This is a genomic window from Chryseobacterium sp. (assembly GCF_029240215.1).
In the GTDB taxonomy this organism is placed as follows: domain Bacteria; phylum Bacteroidota; class Bacteroidia; order Flavobacteriales; family Weeksellaceae; genus Chryseobacterium.
The window spans coordinates 41,431-58,785 of record NZ_JARBTK010000011.1 but is presented as its reverse complement, the minus strand read 5'-3'; the positions used below and the strand labels follow the sequence as shown (position 1 = coordinate 58,785).

Below are 17,355 nucleotides of genomic sequence, written 5' to 3'. Positions count from 1 at the left end.
ATTTTTTTTCTATTTACTCTGGTTGAAGATTTTTATCGAATATTCTTTATTAATAAGTATCAATATAATTACACTACACAATGGGATAAAAAAACAAAAAACTAAAGGTCTGTATAGAAAAGACAGATTTGCAAATTATTGCAAAAAAGGGGAGTTCCTTCAAAAAAAAAAATTCACTTGGAAAAAAACAAAAACTAAAAACTTATTCTAATGAAAGCTATTTACAAATTAGTATTCTTGCTTCTGGCATCGGTTTATGGGATTGCTCATGCGCAATCCAACAATATACTGTATTTGTCATCAGGAGCAACAGGAAAGATTTATGATATAAGTTCTCTCACAGGAGGAGATCTTATATCTGCAACACCGGTTGCAACATATTCACCAAGAGCATCCCTCGGTAACCTTGCTGTAGGGCCGAATCCTTCTGGTGGAGGATATGTGTTTACACACTCAGATACTTTTTCGGGTTCTGCCGTTTTCGTGAACGGTGTAGATACCGCAGGTGATCTGCCGGGAGATGTGGGAGGTCTTACGGCTAACCCTTCCGGAGGATATACTTATGGCATATCTTCAGGAAGAAGACTCCTAAGAGCCAACCCCACTCCCTTAGATCTGGGAGCTATCACTGGTGATGCCGTTTGGAATGGGAGCACACCGGGGAACGATTCGTTCTTTGATCCTCAGGGGAATATGTATGTCGTAACAATAAGAACGATAAATTCTACAACTACATCTTACATTTATAAAATTGATATTACTACCCGTACAGCAGCTTTGTACCTTCAGCTAAATGGCGCACTTCCTACAAATTTTCAGGGATTGGCTTATTTTAATAATAAAATTTATGCTGCTCAGGCTTTTCAGACAACAGTGTCCGGTCAAAATTATTCTAATGTCAGGATTTATGAAATAGATCCGGGCTCCGGTGCAGGAACAGTAAAAGCAAACTATGTTCTTATGCAGGGAACGGTGGATGCAGGCAACAATCTGGATCTTGCAACAGGTGTTACATTTGTTGCTCCTACATCAGATCTTTCTGTTACCAAAACCGTAAACCCTAATAACCCCAAATATGGTAGCAATGTAACGTTCACTATTACTGCTACTAACAATGGTCCTAATAATAATACCAATGTTTCTGTTTCTGATGTTATTCCATCTGGATATACAACAGTAAATTATACACCAAGTACAGGAACTTACAATGCTACAACAGGTGTTTGGGCTATAGGAACACTTAATAACGGTGCTTCTGCCACACTTAGCATAGTCGCAAAAGTTTTATCTGCGGGTAGCTATACCAATACGGCTACTATTATAGGATCATTGTCAGATCCTGATACCTCTAATAATAGTGCATCAGCTACGCCTGCTCCAATACAAAATACGATAGATGCGGTAAATGATTCTTACAATCTTGTTACGGGGTCTTCTAATGTAGAATCTGTATTGAGTAATGATACTTATAATAGTGGTGCTGCGACAACGTCTAATGTTACGGTAAGCCAGGTGTCTACAACCAATGCAGGGGTAACGATCAATTCTTCCGGTATTATTTCCGTTGGGAATAGTGTACCTGCAGGAACCTATACATTGGTATATCAGATGTGTGACAAGTCGGATCCTTCGCATTGCGACACTGCTACCGTTATTGTAACTGTGGTTACTACACCGCTGGTTTGTAATACACCTACAAATCTCATTACTTCTGCAACCTATCCTAATTTGTCTGTAACGACCACTAATACTTTCGGGACTGGTTGGTCAGGTAATGTAAATGTTATCGATTCAGATCTTAGTAATTTTGCAAATAATTGTACATTATGCGGTATAGGTCCTAAATCATTAAGGGTAACAGATCCCGATCATACTTTTACAGTAGGTACTTATGCAGGTTTTCATATAGGTACTGCTACATCGCCCTTGCCTTTTGAAATCAGACTTTATAACAATGGCAGCCTTGTGCAGACAGGTATTTTTAGCACATTAGTTACTACCGGTTCTGATTTTGTTTTAAAATCTACTGTTGCCTTTGATGCTGTTGAGATTTATTTAACTGCCGGAGGGATCAATGTGTATTACCCTATCCTTACCAGAACCTGCCCTACGGTTTTAGAGTGTAATACGATGACTGCATGGAAGAATAATGCTTTTTCTGATCTTACAGTAACATCAAGTGCTACAGGAAATACTTTTTTTAGAGAGAATTTGATTGATACTGACGATACCAATGCTGCTACAGCTACAGCTGGTCTTCCAAAATCTTTCCGTGTTTCTGATGATACCAATATCTACGGTGCCGGCACTTTTGTAGGGTATAATCTTTCGTTAATTACACTTCCGTTTGATAATACTTTTACTATAAATACATATAAAAAGAATAGTCTTGGTTTATCTGTACTGGCAGAATCCAAAACATTCACAGCGGGCAGTTCATTTCCTAGCGGTGCACGTGTAGATGTAGGATTTGTCGCTACCGAAGACTTTGATTCTGTTGAGATAATATTTGCAGGAAGTTTGACTGCCAGTATCTATTATCCTATTCTGATGAGGTCTTGTTCATCTCCTGATTTGGTGTGTAATACAGAAGCAAATGTTAGTCAAAGCAGTTATTCTGTCACTGTGAATCCTGAAAGAACAGGAGCAGGAGGATTGAATGTTGGTGCTTCTTGGGCTCCTAATTTTGGAGCAGTAGTATCTCCAAGTACTACCGATTATTCAAGTCTTTCTGCTTCGGGTATTGTTGCAAGTGCGTATTTATCTGTGAAAGATATCTCTACTGTATATCCTGCAGGTACTTTTGCCGGATTCAAGATTCAAAATATTAGCATATTTGATGCCTCATTATTAAGTGGTATTACAATCAGAACATATAATGGCGGTGTATTGCAGGAATCACAAAGTGGATCTTCTATCTTCGCATCTGTGAGTGCGTTTGATATTACTAACCCACAAGTAATTGGTTTTGAAACCACAAAAACATTTGATGAGGTTCAGATAACTGTAGATAATCCTTTTGGATTAAGTTTGGGTGAAACACGTGTGTTTAATTTGGTGCTTAAAAAACCTTGTGAAGGAACGGTTCCTTTGGTATGTAACACACCTACCAATTATACTACGCCTAACTATCCTGTGAATATCAGTTTGCCAAGAACGGGACTTACAGGAGCATTAGCTGCTGGTAACTATGTGCAAAACTCAGAGAACGTAATAGATGCCGATGCTAATAATTTTGCGAACATTACTTTGCTTACAGGCGTTGGTAACTCGGGAAGTATATCGGTGAAGAAATCACTTTCTACATTCCCGGCAGGATATTTTGCAGGTTTTACAATTAGAAATGCATCTATTGTAAACAGTAATTTTCTGGGAGGTGTCACCATTTCCACCTATTTGGATGGTGTGGAGCAAGAGAATGTATCCGGCACTTCGGTTATTTTCGGAGTTGGAAGTACTATTTTCAATGGAGGTACTAAGCAAACCTTAGGCATTGTTACCAAGTTTGATTTTGACGAAGTTAGGATCAGTGTAAACAATATTGTGGGGTTTGACCTAGGCACTACAGAGGTATATAATCTGGTTATTACAAAAACCTGTCAAGGCGTTATAGATTGTAATAATGAATATTATCTGGTAAACCCTACGTTTCCGGTTGTGTTGGATATTGCATATACAGGAACCAGTGGACTGAGTTGTACCAACAGCTCCGTAGAAAATCCGGGTTATGTGATAGATAACGACCCATCTAACTTTGCGGTATTTAATCTTTCGGGAACTGTTTGTACAAATTCCATTGGTGTTGTAGATCCTTCAAATACCTATCCTAAAGGAACTTTTGCAGGCTACACTGTTAAATATGCAGCTTCTCTTGGTCAGTTAAGCTTCTTTAATAACACCACCATAAAAACTTATTTGGACGGGGTATTACAGGAAAGCAAAACATCTTCACAGTTGAGCTCATTCTCTTTATTTTATATTCCTATTTGGGGAATAGGTACTCAGAATGTAGGGTTTACTACCACCAAACCTTTTGATGAAGTGGTAATGGAAATTTCGGGGGTTTTTGGTTCTACCACAGTAGAAGTTTACGGATTATTTATCAACACAAAAACATCAGATGGTGGTTCATTAAGTTGTGCCAGTGGTGTTTGTTACAAACCTGGAGCAACCGGCGGTACAGTGTTGGAAACTAAGCATGGGATTACCGCACTAAGCAGAGCTGGGTCGTCTGATAGTGATAACTGGCCAATGGTAAGAAACGGCGCTTGGACAGTTCTGGAATCCAAAGAAAAAGGATTTGTAATCAACAGAGTGGCATTAACAGCAAATCTATCTTCAATTACCAATCCAATAGAAGGGATGATGGTATATGACGAAGAAGCAGATTGCCTGAAAATATATACCATCAAAGACGGTGATACTACAGCAGCTTGGCATTGTCTCACTACACAGGCGTGTCCTGATTAACATTAAATAGAAGATAAAGGAGGTGAAAATATAAGTCCACCTCCTAATCTTCTCAATTACAAAAATAAAAGCTATGAAAAAGTTTATAACAATACTATCAATATTATTTGCTACTACTGCGTTTTCGCAGGTGGCAATAGGCAAAAGTTCTACCACAGCAGGTTCGGCTGTATCATTGGAGTTTTACGACGCTCCAGACAATGCAAAAGGAATAGTAGTGCCCTGGGTATCTACAGTAGCAGACAATCCTGTAGCATACAATGGTACTACCGGAGCAGGCTACAGAGGTATACAGGGAACCATTGCTGATGGCACGATTATTTTTGATCTTTCTGATAAAAAAATGAAATACAGAAAAGCCGGTGTTTGGTTTGATCTTACAGGAAGTCCTACTTTTCCTTTAGTAATAAAAAATTCATCTAATCAGGATGTTACAATTACGCAGTTTGCCAATATAGATTCATCATTGCAGGATAGCAAAAAAGAGCAGGAAAATGCTAAAACGGCAATAGGGATAAGTGGAGCTACAAATACTACCAATGGAATTCTGGTGCTTACAGATACCAATAAAGCAATGGTTTTGCCCAAGGTGGCGAGTCCACATCTCAATATTCAGGACCCTGCACCGGGAATGATGGTATATGATACCGTCAAAAAACAACTTGCAGTTTATAACGGGACTGTATGGAGCTTTTGGAAGCCTTAAAAATTGCGTATAAAAATGTAAAATAATTGATCCTTCAAAATAAGCCTCTATTCTGAAATTCAAATAATGAAATGAATTTTTGAATAGTGGTTTATTTTTTACACAAATAATAATAACAATAAAAGTATAAATCCTTTATCCTGGAATATTTATAATCTTTTTGGGCTATTCTGGAAAGCTTTGGCATCAGCAAGATATTATTTGTCACCCCAATTAAGATTATCATCCAACGAAAAAAAGCAAAAAATTTATTGTACAAGTAGTAGACCTTATAATAAAAAAGATTTTAGAATTGAAAAAATCACTTAATAATGCAGCAAAATATATTGAAAATTGATTTTAAAAACATTCACATAGGATCCTTGATTCTGAAAAGAGTTACAGAACTTGAAGTGGAACTTGGCAGAATTTGCAGATTTTTAAAATGCTCTGAAATTGAAATTCAACAAATGTATGAAGCAACAAGTTTAGATACCGAAATTCTTTTACGATGGAGTAAGTTATTAGAATACGATTTTTTTAGAGTTTACAATCAACATCTTATCTTATATGCACCGCAGGGAAAAGCAATTTACAATCGTACTTTAAATGAAAAAAAGTCTGTGTTGCCTCAATTTAAGAAAAATATATATACTAGGGAAGTAATTGATTTTATTTTAGAGCAGATAGACCAGGGAGAAATGACAAAAACGCAGGTGATTAAAGAGTATAGAATTCCCAAAACCACTTTATACAAATGGTTAAAAAAATACAATTTAGACAGTACTACATAAATATTGATATATATAATGATGTCAGCAAAATGAGATAAAATAATAAAAAATTATGAAAAAAGTGACACCGGATTATAAACGTATTTATTCTGACATTATCAGTAAAAAATATCCCTCTAGAAAACTTGATTGTACAGATTTATTAGAAAAATCAGACCTGTCAGTACTCGATATAATAGAACTTAATCGTAAGATCTTTGGTTCAAAGAGCCAACAGTTTAATCAAAAACATCGTTCATATAAACAATCTGATATTTTAGAGATCTTAAATTATCAAAAGAAACATATGATCAATAATACTCAATTAGCAAAACATTTTAAAATAAGCAGGAATACAATAGCTAAATGGAAGAAACTATTTTGATGTAGTTATCAGATTTTTATCACGAGATTCTGTTTTAACATAAACAGATCCGGATTAAAAGGCAATAAAACCTAGTATTTCAAAAATTGGTTTACGAAGTCGAAAACGGAATCGTCAAACCAAAAATATATGTATATTTAGATTAGAAGAGATTGTAGAGGCACATCAATTGCAGAGAAATAATGAAGGCTGCGGCAAGATAGTTGTACTCACCCAACAACCAACATCAAAATATACGTTATGAATGTACAGTTAGATACAGATTCTCAGATAGAAAATGATCAAGTTAACGTTGATAAATTTCGTTCAGATATAATCAACGGTCTGAAAAGCAATCCAAAAAAATTATCATCCAAATACTTTTACGATAAGATCGGCGACCGCCTTTTCCAGGAAATAATGGCAATGCCGGAATATTATCTTACGAAATGTGAGCTTGATATATTTAAAAATAAAACAGAAAATCTTACCCGTCTCATCGCTTCAGAAAATGAACCTTTCGATTTAATTGAGCTGGGTGCAGGAGATGCGATGAAATCAACTTATCTGCTAAAATATTTAGTTGAAAAAGGAAAAGATTTCACTTATATGCCGATCGATATTTCAGGAAATATTTTGTCGGTTTTAAATGAAAAATTAAGCAGTGAAATTCCTGATCTTGAAATTGTTTCTCTGGAAGGAGATTACTTTGAAATGCTTGATAAAGCTGCTTCAATGTCTTCAAGAAGAAAAGTAGTTCTGTTCTTGGGCAGCAATGTCGGGAATATGAATAAGGATGAAGCGGAAAGTTTTTGTATTAAGCTGAATAAAAATCTTAATTCAGGAGATGTAGCTTTAATTGGTTTCGATTTAAAGAAAAATCCACATATTATTTTGAATGCCTATAACGATCAGACAGGCATTACAGCAGCATTTAACCTTAATCTGCTGACGCGGATCAATCATGAACTGAATGCCGATTTTGCAGTTGAAAATTTCCAGCATTATCAGACTTATGACCCTGTAAGCGGAGCCTGCAGAAGCTATCTTGTCAGTCTGAAAGATCAAAATATAACGATAGAAAATAAAGTTATTTCATTCAAAGAAAATGAATTGATCGATATGGAAGTTTCCCAAAAATTTTCTGAATCAGAGATCAGTAAATTAGCGGAAAAGTCTGGTTTTAAAGTTTTGGGAGAAATAAAAGATTCTAAAAACTGGTTTGTAGATTCAGTATGGAAAGTGATTTAACTAAAAGCGAAAAAATGACAGCAGAAATACTTGCCCAAAATTTAGTAAAGAGATATACAGAAATCCGTCAGCATTCGGTAGATATTTGTGAACCTCTGGAAATCGAAGACTATGTTGTACAGCCAATTGTTGATGTAAGTCCGCCAAAATGGCATTTAGGACATACTACTTGGTTTTTTGAAACTTTTATTCTGAGTCCTAATGTTCCGGATTACGAAGTTTTTGATGCACAGTATAATTTTGTATTCAATAGTTATTATGAAGCGGTAGGAGCGAGGGTAATCCGTACAGACAGAGGAAATCTGAGCCGCCCTTCTGTTTCTGATATTTATAAATACCGAAAATACGTTGACGAAAAAATGCATGATTTTCTTCAAAGTGATATGATGAATGAAAGCATTGAACCGTTGTTGGAATTAGGTTTGAATCACGAACAGCAGCATCAGGAATTATTAATGACGGATATTAAATATATTTTAGGACACAATCCGCTTTTTCCCGTTTATAAAAAAGAAAATAAAGAGCAAAGTGAACCTGTTTCTCCTTCAAAAATGATTAAATTTTCTGAAGGTGTGTATGAAATTGGTTTTGAGGGTGAAGGTTTTTGTTTTGATAACGAACTGGGAAGACATAAAGTGTATCTGAATGATTTTGAAATTTCAAATCAACTAGTAACCAACGGAGAATATCTGGAATTTATGAACGATGAGGGGTACTCAGATTTCAGACATTGGCACGCTGAAGGTTGGGACTGGGTGAAGCTGAATAACGCAAAATCTCCTTTATACTGGCATTTTATTGATGGGAAATGGATGCATTATACATTAAATGGCTTGCAGAAAATTAATCTTGACGAACCACTTTGTCATGTCAATTTCTTTGAAGCTTCAGCTTTTGCTTCCTGGAAAGAAATGCGTTTGCCAACCGAAGCGGAATGGGAAGTTGCATCAGACCATTTCGATTGGGGAAAGCGTTGGGAATGGACCAATTCTGCCTACTTGCCGTATCCTGGATTCAAAAAGGAAGCAGGTGCGGTTGGTGAATACAATGGAAAATTTATGGTTAATCAGACTGTTCTTCGTGGAGCTTCAGTAGCAACACCTATTGGTCACAGCAGAAATACTTATCGGAATTTTTTCCCGACCAATCTGCAATGGCAGTTCACAGGAATTCGGCTGGCTAAATAATTCCCTATGATCACAGTTGAATCGGTTTCTAAACATTTTGGCGGAAGACCTGCGGTCGATGATATTTCCTTTCATGCAAATGATAAGGAAATTTTGGTGCTTTTGGGAACAAGCGGTTGCGGAAAAACGACAACCCTGAAAATGATCAACAGACTGATAGAAGCTGATTCAGGGAATATTTTCATTGATGGAAAAAATATTCGTGATCAGAAAGTTGAAACCCTAAGGATGGGAATTGGTTTTGTGATGCAGAATTCGGGATTGTTTCCCCATTACACAATTAAAGAAAACATCGCAACCGTTCCGAAACTGCTGAAATGGAACAAAAATAAAACCGAAAGACGAACAGAAGAACTTTTAAGCAAACTTAATCTTTCAACAGATATTCTTTTCCGTTTTCCCAATGAATTGAGCGGTGGTCAGCAACAAAGAGTGGGGATTGCGAGAGCTTTGATCGCAAATTCTCCTATTTTATTGATGGATGAACCATTTGGAGCATTGGATAATATTACCAAAGCCGATATTCATTCAGAATTCAAATCTTTGGAAGAACTAAAAAATAAAACGATTATTTTGGTCACACATGATGTTCAGGAAGCTTTTGAACTGGGACATCGGATTTGTTTGATGGATAAAGGCAAAATTATCCAGACCGGAACTCCAAAAGAAATGCTTTATCATCACAAGAATGGCTTCGTTAAAGAATTTTTCGCCGCAAACCGACTTTTATTGGAATATAAAATTACTGTTTTAAAAGATCTATTTCCCTTCCTTTCTGATTTTGAAATTGATTTTCCGGAAGGTTCTGCTATTTGGAATATTTTACAGAAATTAAGCTCAGATCAACAACGAACGGATGACTACGAAAAGATCGTAAAAGCTTTCAATGATTACAGAAAATTACAGATCACATGACACAGCAAAGTCTTTGGCAGTTTGTTTCTGAACAGCATGAAAAATTATTAGTCCAAATCACTCAACATTTGGGGCTTACTTTTTTGTCATTATTGTTAGCGATCATCGTAGGTTTACCATTGGGAATTCTTATCGCAAGAAAAAGAAAATTGTCGGGTTCTGTTTTGGGCGCAGCAGGAATTTTACAGACAATTCCGAGCATTGCCTTGTTAGGTTTTATGATTCCTGCGTTTGGAATTGGTGCAACTCCGGCAATTGTCGCCTTACTGATCTACGCTCTTTTACCGATCATCCGAAATACATACACAGGAATTACAGGAGTGAATCCGGCTGTGATCGAAGCGGCAAAAGCAATGGGAATGAACCGGAAACAATTGCTTTTCAAAGTAGAACTTCCATTGGCGATGCCTGTCATCATTGCAGGGATACGGACTGCAGCAGTAATTAATGTTGGAGTTGCTACATTGGCTTCATTTGTTGCAGCAGGTGGTTTAGGTGAATTTATTTTTGGAGGAATCTCATTAAATAATACCAATATGATTTTAGCAGGAGCAATTCCCGCTGCGTTATTGGCTATTTTGTTGGATAAACTGATTGCTGTTTTTCAAAAAATCAAATATCAGAATCTTCGTAAATTAAGGTATATTATTCCTGTGATATTTGTGATTATTGGTTCAGGTTATTGGTTGACTTCTTCCTCTGAAAATAAACTTAAAGCTGGTTTCACACCGGAATTTATGGGAAGACAAGATGGCGATCTGGGTTTGCGTTCCGTTTATGGTTTAAATGTTAATCCGAAAGTAGTCAGTGATGCAATTATGTACAAAGCGGCTTATGAAGGCGAGCTCGATTTGATAAGCGGATATTCTACTGATGGAAGAATCAAAGCTTTTAACCTGTATGTTTTGGAAGATGACAAGAAGATATTTCCACCGTATTTTGCTGCGCCGATTATTAAAACAAAAACTTTACAGAAATTTCCTGAACTCGAAAAAACACTTGATCTGTTGGCTGGAAAATTCAATGATTCAATAATGACAGATCTTAATTATAAGTCGGATTATCAAAACCTAACACCGGAAAAAATTGCAAAAGACTTTTTGATTAAAAATAAATTGTATAAAAATCCACAGAACAGCAACGGAGCAACAATAAGAATTGGTTCAAAGATCTTCGGCGAACAATATATTCTGACTGAAATTTATAAAATGCTGATCGAAGGCTACACCCATTATAGAGTCGAAACAAAAACAGGTTTGGGAGGAACGAAGATCTGTTTCGATGCATTAATGAATGATGCTATCGACTTTTACCCTGAATATACAGGAACAGGGCTTTTGGTTTTATTAAAACCTGACGAAAAGACAATTTTAGAAGTCTCCAAAAGTGCTGAAAGTACCTATGATTATGTCAATTCCGAATTTCAAAAACAATACGGGATTCAATGGTTACAACCGTTGGGATTCAATAATTCTTATGCTTTAATGATGCGTAAAAAGCAATCAAAACAGCTTAAAATAGAAACAATTTCGGATCTGAAACATTATCTGAATTCTAATTAAAAACAAAACATGAAATATAATTTTGACGAAATGGTACCTCGCAAAAACACCCATTCTGTAAAATGGGATGTGGCGAAAGATCCCGAAGTTCTCCCGATGTGGGTTGCCGATATGGATTTTAAAACTGCTCCTGAAATTATAGAAACGATTTCAGATAAAGTCTCACATGGTGTTTTCGGCTACAGCATTATTCCACAGGATTTTCATCAGGCAATTATTGATTGGTGGAAAGATAATCATCAGTTTACAATAGAAAAAGACTGGCTACTGCCAGTTCCGGGAATGATTCTTTCACTTTCAGCGATTGTAAGAACTTTTGTGAAAGCAGGAGAAAATATTATTTTGCAAACTCCGGTTTACAATCATTTTTTTACCATTGTTGAAAGTTGCAGATGCAATCTTATTGAAAATAATCTTATCTATGAAGATGGAAATTACCAGATTGATTTTAATGATTTGGAAATTAAAGCTTCTGATCCTAAAACGAAAATGCTGTTAATCAGCAATCCCCATAATCCTGTTGGAAGAGTATGGGCAAAATCTGAGCTTGAGAAAATTGCTGAGATATGTTCAAAGTATGATGTAATAGTTGTTTCAGACGAGATTCACGCTGATCTTGTTTTTAGAGACCATAAACATATTCCTTTTGCTTCCATTGCTTCGGATTATAATGTATTATCCGTCACTTGTGGCTCGCCTTGCAAGACTTTTAATCTGTCGGGTTTACCGATTTCTTATATCATTTCACAGGACGAAAAAATTTTAAAGCAAATCAATAAAACTTTAGAAATTCAGGAAACCATTTATCCGAATCCAATTGCTGTAGATGCTTTGATTTCTGCTTATACAAAAGGAGAAAATTGGCTGGACGAGCTAAAAATATATCTTTGGAATAATTATCAATTCCTATTTAATTTTTTAAAAGAAAATTTACCTGAAATCAAAGTCATTCCATTACAGGCAACTTATCTCGTTTGGCTAGATTGTAGTTTTTTCAATAAAACATCAGACGAGCTTACAAAAATTTTACTTGACAACGAAAAACTCTGGCTCAATTCGGGAACGATGTACGGCAAAGCAGGAGAGGGATTTTTGCGGATCAATATTGCCTGCCCGAGAGAAATTCTAATTGAAGGATTGAAAAGACTGGAAAATTTTTATCTGAAAAGTTAATTTTTTTTCTTTAAAAACTTTCTCATTTTAAAATAAAAATATAACCATGTCAGCAAATTAACCCATGGAACTATAATTATATATTCTTCACCGGAAAATTCGGAAAAGTTTATAAAAATTGATATAAGATATAAAATATAGCCGCCAAAAAATGCTGAAAATGATAAGACTTTGTTTTCCCGTATTTTTTGAAAAAGATTAAAGAAAGCGGGTAGGGCAGCAATAATTAAAAGCATTTGAATTCCTATAGCAATACCGTATTGTAATCCTCCGAAACAATTCATTCTTGGCCTTCCGTCATCATAATGATCCGGAGTTTGCATATCAATAATGATCAAGATTGCAATCATGAAAAAAGTTCCCGCTAGAAAACTTGCCAGAATGCCAGTACCGATTGTTTTTGCAATTTGTTTTCTCATGAAATTCCTAACTCAATTACTCTTATTTTCTAAAATTAATGCTAATTTATATCTAAAAGCCAAATAATACAATATTTTATCATTGTTCAGAGATTTGCATCAATTTTGCAACTCAAACGATGATCAATTTAAAAATCAGAGAGGTATGAGGATTGGAAATGAAAATAGGTGTAAATTTTTTTCAACATATTTCAGAAACAGAAAGAAAACTTTGTTTCTGTGCTTTTCTATATTCTTCATTATCGTATTTCTACTTTTGAGCCTGTTTGTGATGAATTTTTCTCCGCATTCTTGGGATCTTTCGGTCAGCAGGGAAATTCAGGAAGATCAAAATATGATTTTAGATATGGCGATGAAAGCTCTCAGCTGGCTGGGAACGGTTTATGTAGCAGCAATTATGGTTTTTTTATTTGCGTTGGTTTTTTTTATTTTTAAATATATCAGAGAAGGAGTTTTTATGCTGTCTTGTATTTTATCTGGTGGAGTAAGTTATGTTTTAAAAATGCTCATTGACCGTCCCAGACCGACAATTGATTTTGTGAGGATTGTAGAAGAAACTCATTATCAAAGCTTCCCGAGTGGTCATGTACTTTTTTATACGGTGTTTTTTGGTTCTTTGGTGATCATTGCTTTGTATTCAAAAATTCTGAAAATATCATTAAAACTACTCATCGCTTTGGCTTGTCTTACAATGATTATTCTGGGTGCAACTTCCCGTATTTATTTGGGTGCACATTGGTTTACAGACGTGATCGGAGGTTTTATTGTGGGAATTCTTTTCCTGATGATAACAGGAAGTATTTATATCAGAAGCAAAAATAAAACATAAAAAAATCACTGTCAAAAATTTCTGACAGTGAATATATTTTTTAAATGTAAAATAAATTTATACCCGGTAAGTAAATGCATTGATATTCATTCCGGCTCCCACGGATGCGAAAAGAATAATGTCACCTTTGGCGAAAGAATGTTCATCCATTTCACCTTTCATAATAAGATCATACAAAGTTGGTATTGTTGCAACGCTGCTGTTCCCGAATTTATGAATTGACATCGGCATAATATCCGTTGGAGCAGTCATATCGTATAAGCTGTAAAATCGCTCGATGATGGCTTCGTCCATCTTTTCATTTGCCTGATGAATCAGGATCTTTTTCAGGTCTGTGATTTTTATTCCGGCTTTTTCAAGACATGATTTCATGGCTAACGGAACTTTTGTCAAAGCAAATTCATAAATCTTTCTGCCCTTCATTTTGATATAACGGATGTCAGATGCGTCATCCTGGTTATATGAAGTTCCGAAAAATAAATAATTGGCTTCATCATAAGAATAAGTTGCACTTTCGTGTGAAAGAATGCCGTTGTTTTCTTCTGTTGCTTCTACAATTACTGCACCTGCACCATCTGCATAGATCATAGAATCACGATCATAAGGATCGGTAACTCTTGATAATGTTTCTGCACCTATGACAAGACAACGTTTTGCAATCCCTGCTTTTACAAAAGAGCTTGCATGAATCATTGCTTCGTTCCAGCCGGGGCAACCAAACAAAAGATCATAAGCTACACAATGTGGATTTTGGATTCGTAACTTACTTTTTACACGGGTTGCGATGCTGGGAACCGTGTCTGACTGAATTTTTCCTTTCTCAATATCCCCATAATTATGAGCAACAATAATATAATCTATTGTTTCGCGGTCAATATCAGCATCTTCGATGGCTTTTTCTGCAGCAAAAAATGCAAGGTCAGATGTTACGTGTTGATTATCAGCATATCTTCTTTCTTCAATTCCGGTGATATCTTTAAATTTTCCTATGATAGATTCAGGAAATTTGATAGCCAAACCTTCTTCATTCAAAAATACATGATCTGTAAAATCGGCATTTCTCATTACATTTTCAGGGGTGAAACTGCCGGAACCTATTATTCTTATATTCATCATAAATTTCATTAATACATACCCACTGAAAGTCTTTTTTTACGGAGTAATGTTCAAAATTATGACAATTCCCTGTCTTATTACCTATTTAGAAAGATTATTATAAATTAATTTTAAATTCTGAACATAGTAATTTTAAAACTATCTGATTTTCAGTATGTTAATTAATTTGTTAAAATATTCAAGATTTCTTTTTATATTCTTCAATATTTTTAAATTTTGTATAAGAATCTCTAAGTTGTTGCAATTGGTCAGCAACCAGCTTTGCACTTTCGCTACATAGCTCTCCGCTGGTAAGAACATCTTCGTAAGCTTTAATCGCATTTTTTTCACCGTAAACGACGTTTTCAAGTGTAGATTTTTCTTTGCTGCCTCCAACAAATGAATTTTTCAGATCAATCCATGTACGGTGAATTGCTCCTGCAACAGAAGCTGAATCATCTGCTTTTCCGCCTTTTTCCTGGATGAGATTGATCAATTCGTTTTTCATGATTTTTGATTCTGAAATCATACGGTCATATTCTTGTTTCAGATCAGAATAAGACTCCCAAACCTGACCTTCAACGCTTTCGAAGCCTGCAATTCTGTCGTTGGTAATGTGCAGAAGATCATTTAAGATAACTGCAATTCTTTCATTATTCATAATAAATTATATTTTGGTTAAGATCGTTTGGTACAAGAAGTATGCCCGACTAAGACATCAAATGCTTTTAAACGAATAATAATTATTTAAAAAAATTAAGAATAAGATTCGTGGTTTAAGATTTGTATCTTGTCAGTAATAAATTTTTGAATGAGTAAGATTAATGTTTTTTGGTTCCGCAGAGATTTGAGGCTTGAAGACAATGTGGGATTATATCACGCTTTGAAATCAGAAGTAAAAGTATTGCCGGTATTTATTTTTGATCGTGAAATCCTTGATCAGTTAAGTAACAAATCTGATAAAAGGGTAGATTATATTCAACAGGTATTGACTGAAATCAACAATGAGCTTAAAAAACATAAAAGTTTATTAAAAACTTTCTACGGAAAACCATTGGAAATATTTAAACAGTTGCTCAAAGATTATGATATTGATACGGTTTTCTGTAACAGAGATTACGAACCGCAGGCTATAAAACGGGATGAGTCTGTTGCAGATTTTTTAGATAAAAAAGGAATTAAATTTTCAGATTTCAAAGATCAGGTGATTTTTGAAAAAAAAGAAGTTTTAAAAAGTGACAATTCTCCTTACACCGTTTTCACACCTTATTCAAAAAAATGGCAAGAAAATTTCAATACCATAAAAATTACAAAGTTTGAGGCTGATTTTAAAAATTTTCTCTCTGCAAAATTTGAAAAAATTCTCAGTCTGGAAGAAATTGGATTTGAAAAAACAGATTTTGAATTTAAAAAACCAACTTTAGAAAATAAAATCATCGATTCTTACGATCAGTACAGAGATTTTCCTGCTTTAGATCATACAACACATCTAGGAATTGCGCTTCGCTTTGGAACGATTTCCATTAGAAAATGTGTAGAATTTGCTGTAAAACACAATAAAATCTGGCTTAGTGAATTGATCTGGCGCGAATTTTTTATGCAGATCTTGTTCCATTTTCCTTTTGTTGTTAATAAATGTTTCAAAAAAAAATATGAAAATATTGAATGGCGAAACGATGAGAAAGAATTTAAACTGTGGTGTGAAGGAAAAACGGGCTTTCCCATTGTCGATGCCGGAATGCGACAGCTCAATGAAATCGGATTTATGCACAACAGAGTCAGAATGATCACCGCAAGTTTTCTTACTAAACATCTGTTGATTGACTGGAGATGGGGAGAAGCATATTTTGCAGAAAAACTTTTGGATTATGAATTATCGTCAAACAACGGAAACTGGCAATGGGCAGCAGGTTGTGGTTGTGATGCGGCTCCATATTTCAGGGTTTTCAGTCCGGAGGCTCAGACTAAAAAATTTGATAAAGACTTACACTATATCAAAAAATGGCTTCCAGAAGATTATAACGAAAAACCAGTCGTTGAGCACAAGTCGGCGAGAGAAAGAGCATTGAAAATATATAAGGAAGGCCTGGAGCAAACGGAATAAACTATTTTTAGCCAAATATTTTAAATCTTCACGAAATATCTTATTCCTCAGAAGGATTAGTTTGTTCAGGATTTATGATTTTTGTGACAACGCCATGACCGATCAAATTTTCACCTTCAAAAAAATCAAAATCCAATCCCTCGTAGATTTTCCCGGTTACATATTCACTTTTTAGCAAGGCAATTTCGGCAGTAACAGTATCTCCTGGAAAAACCAGATCAGTTCCGATAAAATTCTGCATACCTGTATACAATTCCAGGTCAAAAGGAAATTTGATGGAAGGTCTGTATCCCGAGGAAACAGGGGTCGTTTTTACTCCGTCTTTTGCAGGTAAATAGGTGAGGATTGCTGTGAACTGCGGTTTGATTTTCATTCTTGTAAAGTGAATTTTTTTGTTGAAAACGAATTTATGAAAAATTAAATATATCGTTCTCTATAATTCTCTTAAAAACAAATTTTGTGTGAATGGGTTAATTCGTATACATCAAAATAAAATCACTTTCTTTCCGGGAATATTAAAATTATTGA

Annotated in this window: 15 protein-coding genes; 11 read left to right on the top strand and 4 right to left on the bottom strand. The window is 35.2% G+C overall.

Annotated elements, in window-relative coordinates; genetic code table 11:
- Positions 1 to 210 precede the first annotated feature (210 nt).
- The 9 genes from K0R77_RS16465 to K0R77_RS16425 all read left to right on the top strand — a co-directional run bounded on the left by K0R77_RS16465 (position 211) and on the right by K0R77_RS16425 (position 12,380).
- Positions 211 to 4,470, top strand: coding sequence for a DUF11 domain-containing protein (locus K0R77_RS16465; protein WP_300354870.1), 4,260 nt, complete (start codon positions 211 to 213; stop codon positions 4,468 to 4,470).
- A 73-nt stretch (positions 4,471 to 4,543) separates the two neighbouring features.
- The gene (locus K0R77_RS16460; RefSeq protein ID WP_300354868.1) at positions 4,544 to 5,176 is read left to right on the top strand and encodes a hypothetical protein; all 633 of its coding nucleotides are present in this window, start codon (positions 4,544 to 4,546) and stop codon (positions 5,174 to 5,176) included.
- 311 nt (positions 5,177 to 5,487) lie between these two features.
- Positions 5,488 to 5,949, top strand: a complete 462-nt coding sequence (locus K0R77_RS16455) for a transposase (RefSeq protein ID WP_300354865.1) — start codon at positions 5,488 to 5,490, stop codon at positions 5,947 to 5,949.
- A 52-nt stretch (positions 5,950 to 6,001) separates the two neighbouring features.
- Entirely contained in the window at positions 6,002 to 6,313 is a 312-nt protein-coding gene (locus K0R77_RS16450; RefSeq protein WP_300354862.1) for an HTH domain-containing protein, read from the top strand.
- Between the two features lie 240 nt (positions 6,314 to 6,553).
- A complete protein-coding gene (gene egtD / locus K0R77_RS16445; protein WP_300354859.1) occupies positions 6,554 to 7,543 on the top strand; it encodes an L-histidine N(alpha)-methyltransferase in 990 nt (329 codons plus the stop codon).
- Between the two features lie 14 nt (positions 7,544 to 7,557).
- The gene (egtB, locus tag K0R77_RS16440; protein ID WP_300354856.1) at positions 7,558 to 8,730 is read left to right on the top strand and encodes an ergothioneine biosynthesis protein EgtB; all 1,173 of its coding nucleotides are present in this window, start codon (positions 7,558 to 7,560) and stop codon (positions 8,728 to 8,730) included.
- Between the two features lie 6 nt (positions 8,731 to 8,736).
- A complete protein-coding gene (locus tag K0R77_RS16435) occupies positions 8,737 to 9,645 on the top strand; it encodes an ABC transporter ATP-binding protein (protein WP_300354854.1) in 909 nt (302 codons plus the stop codon).
- Positions 9,642 to 11,207, top strand: coding sequence for an ABC transporter permease/substrate-binding protein (locus tag K0R77_RS16430; protein ID WP_300354851.1), 1,566 nt, complete (start codon positions 9,642 to 9,644; stop codon positions 11,205 to 11,207). The genes K0R77_RS16435 and K0R77_RS16430 overlap by 4 nt, the downstream gene beginning before the upstream one ends.
- A gap of 9 nt (positions 11,208 to 11,216) precedes the next feature.
- The gene (locus K0R77_RS16425) at positions 11,217 to 12,380 is read left to right on the top strand and encodes a MalY/PatB family protein (RefSeq protein WP_300354848.1); all 1,164 of its coding nucleotides are present in this window, start codon (positions 11,217 to 11,219) and stop codon (positions 12,378 to 12,380) included.
- On the opposite strand, the gene K0R77_RS16420 is transcribed toward K0R77_RS16425, so the two are convergent.
- Complete coding sequence (locus tag K0R77_RS16420) at positions 12,377 to 12,799, bottom strand: hypothetical protein (RefSeq protein ID WP_300354846.1); 423 nt, start codon at positions 12,797 to 12,799, stop codon at positions 12,377 to 12,379. The two genes, K0R77_RS16425 and K0R77_RS16420, sit on opposite strands and share 4 nt — an antisense overlap.
- 271 nt (positions 12,800 to 13,070) lie before the next feature.
- On the opposite strand from K0R77_RS16420, the gene K0R77_RS16415 reads away from it, so the two are divergent.
- A complete protein-coding gene (locus K0R77_RS16415) occupies positions 13,071 to 13,628 on the top strand; it encodes a phosphatase PAP2 family protein (protein ID WP_300354843.1) in 558 nt (185 codons plus the stop codon).
- A 57-nt stretch (positions 13,629 to 13,685) separates the two neighbouring features.
- Here K0R77_RS16415 and K0R77_RS16410 read toward each other — a convergent pair whose 3' ends face one another.
- The gene (locus tag K0R77_RS16410) at positions 13,686 to 14,741 is read right to left on the bottom strand and encodes a 3-oxoacyl-ACP synthase III family protein (protein WP_300354840.1); all 1,056 of its coding nucleotides are present in this window, start codon (positions 14,739 to 14,741) and stop codon (positions 13,686 to 13,688) included.
- Between the two features lie 181 nt (positions 14,742 to 14,922).
- On the bottom strand, positions 14,923 to 15,384 hold the full coding sequence (locus K0R77_RS16405) for a PA2169 family four-helix-bundle protein (RefSeq protein ID WP_300354837.1): 462 nt from the start codon (positions 15,382 to 15,384) through the stop codon (positions 14,923 to 14,925).
- A 150-nt stretch (positions 15,385 to 15,534) separates the two neighbouring features.
- Between K0R77_RS16405 and K0R77_RS16400 the strand changes: the two genes are divergently transcribed.
- Positions 15,535 to 16,827, top strand: a complete 1,293-nt coding sequence (locus K0R77_RS16400) for a deoxyribodipyrimidine photo-lyase (protein ID WP_300354834.1) — start codon at positions 15,535 to 15,537, stop codon at positions 16,825 to 16,827.
- 40 nt (positions 16,828 to 16,867) lie between these two features.
- Here the strand turns inward: K0R77_RS16400 and K0R77_RS16395 are convergent, their stop codons facing one another.
- A complete protein-coding gene (locus K0R77_RS16395) occupies positions 16,868 to 17,200 on the bottom strand; it encodes a hypothetical protein (RefSeq protein WP_300354831.1) in 333 nt (110 codons plus the stop codon).
- Positions 17,201 to 17,355 lie beyond the last annotated feature (155 nt).